Origin of the sequence: Laceyella sediminis (assembly GCF_003003125.1) — a bacterium.
GTDB lineage: Bacteria > Bacillota > Bacilli > Thermoactinomycetales > Thermoactinomycetaceae > Laceyella > Laceyella tengchongensis.
This window is the reverse complement of record NZ_PVTZ01000023.1, coordinates 1-9,193: the sequence shown is the minus strand read 5'-3', so window position 1 is coordinate 9,193 and position 9,193 is coordinate 1. Positions and strand designations below refer to the sequence as shown.

Here is a 9,193-nt window from a genome sequence, read left to right as displayed (position 1 = left end):
TGGCTATGCTGCTTTCGAGAGCAGGTAAGGGAGGTGGTTTTAAGTTTATATGGGTTGATATTCATCCATTAATTGTTTATATCCCTTTTATATACAAAAACCCTGCGATCAACAAAGTTGATTCGCAGGGTTTGTCAACATTCTCAGCTGACAAGAGATCTTGTCAGCTTTTTTATTCATTGCTCGCAATATAAAGCTAGCGGTAAAGTCCGCACATGCAACCAATCATGCTGCCCCAGCCTGTGCATCGCTTTGGCCGTGTTCCTCACACCCATTCAAATTGGGCTTGGTGCAAGCGATGATAGTGACCTTGTCGAGCCATCAATTCTTCATACCGGCCCTCTTCGGCAATGCCGTCCGGGGTCATTACAACGATGCGGTCGGCGTGCTTGATGGTGGCGAGGCGGTGGGCGATCACCAAGGTGGTGCGGCCTGCCGACAATTCGGACAACGATTTTTGAATGGCTGCTTCTGTCTCAGTGTCCAGTGCTGAAGTCGCTTCATCTAAGATCAAGATCGGCGGATTCTTGAGGAAGATTCTGGCGATCGACAAGCGTTGCTTCTGCCCGCCCGAGAGTTTGACTCCACGCTCACCTATCACGGTGTCCATCCCATCGGGCAATGATCGAATCCACTCATCCAATTGCGCGCGCCGGGCCGCCTCCCACACTTCCTCCTCCGAGGCATGCAGTTGGCCATAAAGAATGTTTTCCCGAATGGTGCCGGCAAATAAAAAGACGTCTTGTTGCACAATGCCAATCTGGCGCCGCAATGAGGCTAACGTGATCTGCCGAATGTCCATGCCGTCGATCGTGATCCGTCCTTGATCTACTTCATAAAATCGCGGTAGTAAGCTACACAGCGTCGTTTTCCCCGCTCCGGAGGCGCCGACAAAAGCCACCGTTTCCCCCGCCCGAATGGTCAGGTTGATCGATTTGAGCACAGGTGCGTCCGTTTCATAGCCGAAAGATACGTTTTCATAGCGGATGTCGCCCCGCAGTTGTGTTACTTCCACCGCATCGGGAGCGTCAGCGATGTCGGGTTCGGTTTCCAACAATTCGATATAACGTTTGAACCCAGCAATCCCTTTGGGATAACTTTCAATGACAGCGTTAATTTTTTCAATCGGCCGGAACAAGATATTGGACAGCAGCACAAACCCGACAAATTCCCCGTAGGTCAATTCGTTGCGAATCACAAACCAGGTGCCGCAAATCAAGATGAACAGTGTGACCAAACGCATAAGCATGTAGCTGATCGATAAGTTCATCGCCATGATTTTATATGACAGCAATTTTGACAAGCGAAATCGCAGATTATTTACAGAGAAACGGGCCCGTTCATGATCTTCATTGGCAAATGCCTGCACTACACGCATGCCGCTCACGTTGTCTTCCACCGTTGCGTTAAAATCGGCAATATCGGAATACAATTGATAGACGGCCTTCGTCATCTTGCGATTAAACATAATGGTCAACCACAATAAGACAGGAATCACGAGAAAAGTGAGCACCGCCAGCTTCAAGTGAATAATAGCCATAAAAATGAAGGCCCCCATCAAGGTCATGATGGCGATGAACACATCTTCCGGCCCATGGTGTGCCATTTCCCCGATTTCCATCAAGTCGTTGGTGAGACGGGAAAGCAGATGACCCGTTTTATTGTTGTCAAAAAAGCGAAATGACAACTTTTGAATATGATCAAATAATTTGCGGCGCATATCCGTTTCGATATTGATACCCAGCATGTGACCCCAGTAAGTAACAACATACTGCAATACCGCACTAAGCCCGTACAGGGCGAGCAAGCCCGCGCTGGCCCATAAAATCAAGGGCCAATCTCTGCTCGGTAACAACCTGTCGATAAACTGGTTTACCACTAATGGAAAACCCAATTCCAATAGCCCGGCAAACACCGCGCAAGTGAAATCGAGTAAAAACAAGCCTTTATAGGGCTGGTAATATGAGAAAAACTTGCGAAGCATACCCTTCCTCCTTTATTGCATATTTATTTCGACTAAGCCATCTTCTTGGCAACATCGTTGACAGCGTACTTTCTAATAGTAACGGAAAAAAAGGAAACACAAAATAAGGTATGCATCCTATTGCGCTCAAGAATTGTGTTAGTAGCAAAGGAGAGCAAGACGAAGTTGGCGTTGTTGTATTGATGTTTGCTCCTCAAATAACACGCGTTTATCTAGCAAATACTATGGGATGAGTGGTGAATGGTGTGAAAGCCCAGAGGACGACCAGCACAAATATTAACGAAAACATAACATTGTTGTGTGCGGTTGGCGGACAGATGTAAATCCTTTATAAATCAACGGTTATCATCAGGTGTATTAGCATAATTTTGCGTAACAATGTTTTATTTCTGTGAAATCGGGTATATCATGGGTGTGAAGATCACTCGAATATGAGGAGGGTTTTATCTTGCATGGCAAATGGTTAAAGGTATTGGTCCATGCGAGCACGTGGTTTGCGCCAGTGTTGTGTCCAATCATTGTGTATCTCATTTCTAGCGATCGCGATGTTAAGCGGGTTTCATTGCAGGCGCTCGTGTTTCATGTGATTATGGCCGGCTTGATTTGGCTGTCCAGCCTTTTGTCGTGGTTGTTGATCGGCATTCCGTTCTTAATCGTGTTCGGACTGATGGCCTTCATCTGCCCGATCAAAGGAATTTTGCGGGCGCTGAATGAGAAGGAGTACCATTACCCCTTTACGCGTTGGGCGATTAAATGATTTGATTCGAAGCGCACACGGCCAGTGTGATCATGTTTTGTTTTCTTAAAAGCCCCTGACCGCATTGCCCTTTTCATCAATGTATAGAAAAGGGCTTTTTTTGTGTGTTGTTAAGGGAAAGTTTAGCTTTGCCGCTACCTCTTTTGTGGGAAAATAAGGGGGAGATGGAGGGGATCGCTTTAACGGAAGGGGGCGTTTGGTCATGGCGCGGAGGCATCTCGGTGAACATCCCATTGTTTTTTTTGATGGGGAATGCAATTTTTGCAATGGCCGGATCAACTGGATCATAAAGAAGGATCGGGATGGGCTGTTCCGGTTCGCTTCGTTGCAGTCATCTTTTGCTGAAGAGGCGTTCCGTCAGTCGCCGCTCGGCCCCGTTTCTCTTGATACGATGGTCTTGTATGAAGGAGGCAAGTGGTATACCCGGTCAACGGCGGTGTTGCGCATCTGCCGCCGGCTGCCAGGTGGATGGAAGTGGCTCTCATTGCTCTTATGTATTCCGCGTCCGCTCAGAGACTTAGGTTATCGCTGGTTTGCGACCAACCGTTACCGGCTGTTTGGCAAAGCCGAAACATGTATGTTGCCAACACCGGAAGTGCGGGCGCGGTTTTTGGGGTTGGGGGATGAGTAGGAAAGAGTAAATGAATGAACACAATGGACGAAGCGATGGCTTTGTTGTCGGACATACGTGCCGAACAAGGCCAAAAGCATGCCGGGAGTGTCACATCCCGCATGCTTTTTTTGTGGCGAGATTACCGTTAGTTCAGGTATGGCGCAGAGGGTAAGCAGCGCGGCCGCCCGCTTTGGGATGAAAAATGCTCTCCATCTTGTCATATACTTTTCGATAAAGATTCATTTAAAACTGATAAAATGAATGGTGTTATTTGAAATGTGGATAGAAGAGGTGGAATGGGATGAAGAAAAAAATCATCTTTACGGGCGGGGGCACGGCGGGCCATGTGACGGTCAACTTGGCATTGATTCCTAAGTTTGCCCAAGATGGTTGGGAGATCAAATATATCGGTTCGGAAAATGGGATTGAGAAACAATTGGTGGCGCGACTGGATCGCGTTCCCTATGCTGGCATTTCTACGGGAAAATTGCGCCGCTATTTTGACTGGAATAACTTTAAAGACCCATTTCGCGTGATTAAAGGAATTTTTCAAGCATACAGCCTCATCAAACGAGAAAAGCCCAACATCCTATTTTCCAAAGGTGGCTTCGTCTCCGTACCTGTGGTACTAGCCGCGTGGTTGAACCGAGTACCTGTGATTATTCACGAATCGGATATCACACCGGGGTTGGCCAATAAGATTGCTATGCCGTTTGCGACCCGGATTTGCACGACCTTTCCGGAGACGGCCAAAGGATTGGACCCGAAAAAAACGGTTTATGTGGGCGCCATCATTCGGGATGAATTGAAACGGGGGAGCCGGGAGCGGGGATTATCCCTCTGCGGATTCCAAGCGGATAAGCCAGTGTTATTGATCATGGGAGGAAGCTTGGGATCGCAAAAGATTAACCAAGTGGTACGGCAAAACCTCGACAGTCTAATGCGTTATTTCCAAATCGTGCACCTGTGTGGTAAAGGCCAAGTGGATGAATCCTTGATCCGCCCCGGATATAAGCAGTTTGAATATATCAATGAGGAATTGGCTGATGTGATGGCGATGGCGGATATGGTGATTTCTCGTGCAGGCTCCAATTCCATTTTTGAATTTTTGTACTTGAGAAAGCCTATGTTGCTCATCCCACTTTCTAGAGCTGCCAGCCGTGGAGATCAGATACTGAATGCGGAGTCGTTCCGCAAGATGGGTTACTGCGATGTATTGCAAGAGGAAGAGCTTACCACCAAAACATTCCTGCAAAAAGTAGAAGGGGTCTTTAACAACCGTGACCGGTATATCGCCGAGATGTCCAAAAGCAATTCCGATGAAACGATGAAGCAAGTAATTGATATGATTAAGCAACTGGCCAAATAAAAACGGCTGAGAGAATGAAAAGAAGCAGCCCGGTTGATCTCGGGCTGCTTCTTCTTTATGGGTTCTCGTCCCGCGATTGCACTTGTTCTTGAGCCTCTTTTGCCGAGGAGCGTTTGAAGGCACCGTCGATGATGCCCCCAGCGTACAATGATGCGGCTCCGATCAGGAGATGAAGGGTGTCCATCGCCGCGGCGGATGGAAGTACGCCAAACAGATTGTCTGTGAACAACCCCCAGATGGCCGCCAACAGATACAGGCCGCCCAGTCCCAGAGAGGTCCAGCGGCGCGCTTGTTCTCGCTGGCTCACAGCCAAAAATACGCCTCCACTGATCAAGTGAATTAAATTGTGTGAGAGGGTCGGGTGAAACCAGTCATGCCATGCCCCTGTGTCAGGGATCACCAAGCCTCCCACTCCCATGGCTAACAACACACCGCCTATCGTTTGCATCCAACGTTTCATTATGGATTCCTCCTCCTTTGCGCAACATGGTACATGTATATGTCCCTTAAGTAGACGAGATCACTGCCAAAGAGGGAGAAAATTTTCCAACTTAAATTAGGGGATGTTAGAAGGAGAACATGCTGATTATAAAGAAGAGATTCAGGATGGATAACTAGGGTGTGTCTGGCAAATCAAGTTGTGTGGGGAAGAAGCGGCGGAAAAACCTTTTCTCGAGGAGCGCCGATGCACAAGTGAAGCGAATGAGAAAATGGTTTTGGAGCCGCTTGCCTATTCATCAGATACGCCTTAGCTCACATGGATCGCTTCATTGACAAACCGGCCCTGCAAGCCGTAGACTAATTATATCTATTATTAATTAATAATCGTTATCTAAACGGCGGAGAAGCGAGGTGTATACAAATGAGCAACAACCGCCTGGCAGAAGCTGTGGAGCTGTTGAAAGGCATTGGCGTACGGATGACTCCCCAGCGGTATGCCATTTTAAGCTTTCTTTATTCGACGATGAATCATCCCACCGCAGATGAGATATACAAGTCGTTGGAAGGTAACTTTCCCAATATGAGCGTAGCGACTGTGTACAATAATTTGCGTGTGTTTAAAGAGGCCGGACTGGTGCGGGAATTAACCTATGGCGATGCCTCCAGCCGTTTTGACGCCAATATGATGGATCATTATCATGTGATCTGCCGGGAATGCGGCAAAATCACCGACTTTGACCATCCGCCGTTGTTCCAAATGGAGGAACGAGCTGCCCAATCGACTGGATACCAAGTTGAATCGCATCGCATGGAAATATATGGGTTGTGCCCTGATTGCCAATCCCACCGTACGCAATGAAAGGCACCCTGCACAGGAAGCAGGGTGCCTTTCATTTGTTTGATGACTGCGATAGGGCGGCTAGTGGTTTTGTCTCTTGCGGGGTGGGCTTCCGGCCTTGGAGGTGCAGTTGCCCTCCGCTGCCCTTTGCGGCGAGATCGCCTGTGTGCAACCAACCAGCGCCCATGCCCGGATGTTTGACTAAGAGTTCACCATCGGGCGAGATACGCGTTTCCACTTGCGGCAACAATTGATAAGGCGCAGGATCAGATTGGTAGCTGTATTGGCAAGCGATGGGGCAACCGGTTTCCGCAATGCCGTACAGAGTTGCCAACGGGACCCCTAAGTGGCCGAAAAATTCGTGCAAGGCGGGAGTCAGCCGATCACCGCTGATTACCAACCGCAAGCGTCCGCCCAATTGCTGGTGCAAAGACGAGAATGAAAGCAAATGGGCCCAAGCGTAACCGAAACGCCATCGGCTGGGAATAGGGGTGTCTCGACCCGCACGGCGGTATTGGTGGTATTTGGCGGCTAGGCGCATGGCGTGGTTAAACGCCAGTTTGCGCCAAAGCGCCCCTTGGATGTGCTCCCATAGCTGTTGTTTCATCTGTGTAATGGACGTAGAGTCGGTGACGAGAAGCGTCGGTTTATGTTGTTGCAATTGCGCGATAATCGGCTCGCCATCCGCAATCGTGACCGTGGCGCCATGGCTAAGTGGCATTAGGTATCCCGTCAGTCGGGCATGCAACTCGGCGAAAGAGGAGTGAACCAACAAATCATCTTGTTGTTGCTGGGGATGAAGATAAGCAATGCCGTCCAAACTGTACAAAAGTTGCGCATGGGTCAGCGCGACGACTTGGGTTTCGCCGTTTGCGCCATTCACAAGCTGGATCGTGGCTGGATCGGAAGGTTGGACGGCGGGATAAGCCCAGTCCAATTCTTCCAATGCGATAGTTTGCCCGAGCTGGATGAGCGTGTCAAACCGCAGGGCTTTTTGTAAAGCGGGCGGGTTTTCGGTCAACTGGATGATATGACGGACGTTTTGTGGTGGATGGGTCAAGCCTTCGGGTGCATGGGTTGAGCCGATGATAACTACCTCCGCCTCGGTTAGTTGAAGCCACTTGTTCCATTCTTGCTCACTCGCTTCCGGGGGCAGAGGTACTGTGACGCTGCCTAGGCTCATGATGGCAAAATCGCACAAGATCCAGCGGGGATGGTTTTCAGCGATGAGTGCCACTCTTGTTCCCTGTTTGACGCCGAGGCGCTCCAATCCAAACGCGATGTCCCGCACCGTGTTCCAACATTTTTGATAAGTGAGCGCTTGGCCGTGATGGCGAAGCGCGGTCTGATCGGGGTGCCGCTTCACCGCGAGGGCCAACATTTCCACCAGGTTGTGGGGTTTCAACACAAAGAGGCCCCTCCTTTCGGGCATGGCAAGAATTAACTTAATTATAGTCATTTGACGAACAAAACAGAAGAGTGCGAATGCGCTGTCGGGAACAAGGCGTGCATGGTCAAGAGGAAAGCCTTCCCTTATATGCGGAAGGCTGAGCTTGTCGACAACGCGGGGCCGATGTTTGATTTTGCGCACGGTGGGCAAGAGCTCCGCTTGCTCCAAACTCCTAGTTACTCCGTTTACATTCCATGGGTTTGGCCAAAAATAGGTTTCTTTGGAGTCTGTTTATAGGGCGTGTCTGATGAATAGTCCAGCGGCTCCAAAATCATTTTTTCATTTGCTTCACTTGTGCATCGGCGCTCCTCGAGAGAAGGTTTTTCAGCCGCTTCTTCCCCACCAACTTGATTTGCCAGACACACCCTAGTCAACACCCGTGGTTAAGGCTTGTCTGCGGGAGCTGGTGCATCTTTGGGGTCCATGGACAGCACCGCTTTGCAATGCATGCATTGATCGCGTTTTCCTAGCATTTTGGTGTGGCGGTCGCACACGGGACACACAACCTGAGCCGCTTGGGTGGACAATATGCCAATCCAAAAGTAGATTCCCACGCTCGCCAGTACGAACAAGATGCCTAAGATAAAGAATAAGGCCATGAGCTTCGGAAACGCAAAGCCGATATACATAACCCCGATTCCCACAAAAATCAGGAGCAGGGCGAAAGTGCGGATTTTGTTCAGTTTACCCGACAGGAGCATGATAAAATTCCTCCGTGAACCGTAATTTGTTCAATCAGAATGATTTTATCATGATTTGATTGTTGACAGCAATGTAAAGAGAGACAGCAAAGGCGATCATCCCTAGTTCCATTCCGCTTGATTGGAGGGGGGATGATCGCCGGACGCCCTCAGTTTGGTCTGCGTTGCCGTATGCGGGGGCGTGGCCGATATTTGTGTGCCCTTGAAGATGGAATCGGCTTCGGTGCGAAGGGACTAAACACGGTTCCCGAGAAGGTGAGCGGCAGGATTAGATCGACTTGCTCAATGAGGTCAGAGTGAAGGGTGGCAGTGACAAGATAGATGGCTTCTGTATGCTGTTCTGAGATTTGATCGACACAGTGAAGGGGGACGGATGTGATGACCGGGTCGGCGGAACCATTGCCGAACGTTTCAATCCACCGAATCAGTTCTTGCTTGGTTTGGCCGTTTTCGCTGGAACGGTAAATCGCTGTTTCCAAGGAAAATGATTGCCCTTCCTCGGCATGTAAGAGAAAAGTTCCCTTCAGCTCTACGGTCTCCCCGCCTTTTAATTCATTAAAGGAAAGCCGGGCCAACTCAGCTTCTGTATCTGCTGTGATTGCCCGCAGAACGACATCCTTGCTACGGGTGTGCTGGGTGATGGATTGGAAGTCGCGCACGTAAACGGACATGTTCGCACCTCCTGTTTTTTTTAGGATATTCAATCGGGTTCTCTGTGGCGCGCGGGCAAAAACGCAGATTTGTAAAATGGGTGTGTTGGCATTTGGAGTGGAGAAATATTTTTTATAAAAAAGTGTTGACGGATGAATAATAAGATGATAGTATCTTATTTGTCGCCGCAAGAGCGGTACGAAATGAAACAACGTGTTCCTTGAAAACTAAAGAGTGACAACGTGACCTGTCAATTCATCGAGCATAGACTCAAACCTCAGTTTCACACTTCGATGTGAAACCTTTAACGGAGAGTTTGATCCTGGCTCAGGATGAACGCTGGCGGCATGCCTAATACATGCAAGTCGTGCGGGGGTCTTCGGACCCTA

Annotated in this window: 10 protein-coding genes and 1 rRNA gene; 6 read left to right on the top strand and 5 right to left on the bottom strand. The window is 49.2% G+C overall.

Annotation, left to right across the window (positions count from 1 at the left end; all coding sequences use genetic code 11):
- A partial coding sequence (locus CLV36_RS17560; RefSeq protein ID WP_219904927.1) for a hypothetical protein occupies positions 1-194 on the top strand: 194 nt, incomplete at its 5' end.
- Positions 195-265: 71 nt separating this feature from the next.
- Here CLV36_RS17560 and CLV36_RS16470 read toward each other — a convergent pair.
- Positions 266-1,984, bottom strand: a complete 1,719-nt coding sequence (locus CLV36_RS16470) for an ABC transporter ATP-binding protein (RefSeq protein ID WP_106343370.1) — start codon at positions 1,982-1,984, stop codon at positions 266-268.
- A gap of 448 nt (positions 1,985-2,432) precedes the next feature.
- Here CLV36_RS16470 and CLV36_RS16465 point away from each other — a divergent pair, with 448 nt between their 5' ends.
- The 3 genes from CLV36_RS16465 to CLV36_RS16455 all read left to right on the top strand — a co-directional run bounded on the left by CLV36_RS16465 (position 2,433) and on the right by CLV36_RS16455 (position 4,723).
- Positions 2,433-2,741 carry a DUF4870 domain-containing protein gene (locus tag CLV36_RS16465; protein ID WP_022735693.1) on the top strand — a complete coding sequence of 103 codons (309 nt, stop codon included), beginning with the start codon at positions 2,433-2,435 and terminating at the stop codon, positions 2,739-2,741.
- A gap of 202 nt (positions 2,742-2,943) precedes the next feature.
- Positions 2,944-3,372: a thiol-disulfide oxidoreductase DCC family protein gene (locus CLV36_RS16460; protein ID WP_106343369.1), complete on the top strand. Its 429-nt coding sequence runs from the start codon at positions 2,944-2,946 to the stop codon at positions 3,370-3,372.
- Between the two features lie 283 nt (positions 3,373-3,655).
- Positions 3,656-4,723 carry an undecaprenyldiphospho-muramoylpentapeptide beta-N-acetylglucosaminyltransferase gene (locus tag CLV36_RS16455; RefSeq protein ID WP_102991453.1) on the top strand — a complete coding sequence of 356 codons (1,068 nt, stop codon included), beginning with the start codon at positions 3,656-3,658 and terminating at the stop codon, positions 4,721-4,723.
- Between the two features lie 55 nt (positions 4,724-4,778).
- Here the strand turns inward: CLV36_RS16455 and CLV36_RS16450 are convergent, their stop codons facing one another.
- Positions 4,779-5,183 (bottom strand): DUF4383 domain-containing protein, encoded by a 405-nt coding sequence (locus CLV36_RS16450; protein WP_106343368.1) that lies wholly within the window; start codon positions 5,181-5,183, stop codon positions 4,779-4,781.
- 402 nt (positions 5,184-5,585) lie between these two features.
- Between CLV36_RS16450 and CLV36_RS16445 the strand changes: the two genes are divergently transcribed.
- Positions 5,586-6,023 carry a Fur family transcriptional regulator gene (locus CLV36_RS16445; protein ID WP_102991455.1) on the top strand — a complete coding sequence of 146 codons (438 nt, stop codon included), beginning with the start codon at positions 5,586-5,588 and terminating at the stop codon, positions 6,021-6,023.
- 31 nt (positions 6,024-6,054) lie between these two features.
- Here CLV36_RS16445 and CLV36_RS16440 read toward each other — a convergent pair whose 3' ends face one another.
- The 3 genes from CLV36_RS16440 to CLV36_RS16425 form a co-directional block, all read right to left on the bottom strand.
- Positions 6,055-7,410: an AMP-binding protein gene (locus CLV36_RS16440; protein ID WP_181353116.1), complete on the bottom strand. Its 1,356-nt coding sequence runs from the start codon at positions 7,408-7,410 to the stop codon at positions 6,055-6,057.
- Positions 7,411-7,835: 425 nt separating this feature from the next.
- Complete coding sequence (locus CLV36_RS16430) at positions 7,836-8,153, bottom strand: DUF2614 family zinc ribbon-containing protein (RefSeq protein WP_022735702.1); 318 nt, start codon at positions 8,151-8,153, stop codon at positions 7,836-7,838.
- 149 nt (positions 8,154-8,302) lie between these two features.
- Complete coding sequence (locus tag CLV36_RS16425) at positions 8,303-8,824, bottom strand: hypothetical protein (RefSeq protein ID WP_106343365.1); 522 nt, start codon at positions 8,822-8,824, stop codon at positions 8,303-8,305.
- A 284-nt stretch (positions 8,825-9,108) separates the two neighbouring features.
- Between CLV36_RS16425 and CLV36_RS16420 the strand changes: the two genes are divergently transcribed.
- Positions 9,109-9,193, top strand: a 16S ribosomal RNA gene (locus CLV36_RS16420); the annotation flags it as partial.

Bases quoted from the DNA above. Each gene is read 5' to 3' on its own strand.
- CLV36_RS16445 (WP_102991455.1), top strand. From the start codon at position 5,586: ATGAGCAACAACCGCCTGGCAGAAGCTGTGGAGCTGTTGAAAGGCATT.
- CLV36_RS16455 (WP_102991453.1), top strand. From the start codon at position 3,656: ATGAAGAAAAAAATCATCTTTACGGGCGGGGGCACGGCGGGCCATGTG.
- CLV36_RS16450 (WP_106343368.1), bottom strand. From the start codon at position 5,183: ATGAAACGTTGGATGCAAACGATAGGCGGTGTGTTGTTAGCCATGGGA.
- CLV36_RS16425 (WP_106343365.1), bottom strand. From the start codon at position 8,824: ATGTCCGTTTACGTGCGCGACTTCCAATCCATCACCCAGCACACCCGT.
- CLV36_RS16430 (WP_022735702.1), bottom strand. From the start codon at position 8,153: ATGCTCCTGTCGGGTAAACTGAACAAAATCCGCACTTTCGCCCTGCTC.
- CLV36_RS16460 (WP_106343369.1), top strand. From the start codon at position 2,944: ATGGCGCGGAGGCATCTCGGTGAACATCCCATTGTTTTTTTTGATGGG.
- CLV36_RS16470 (WP_106343370.1), bottom strand. From the start codon at position 1,984: ATGCTTCGCAAGTTTTTCTCATATTACCAGCCCTATAAAGGCTTGTTT.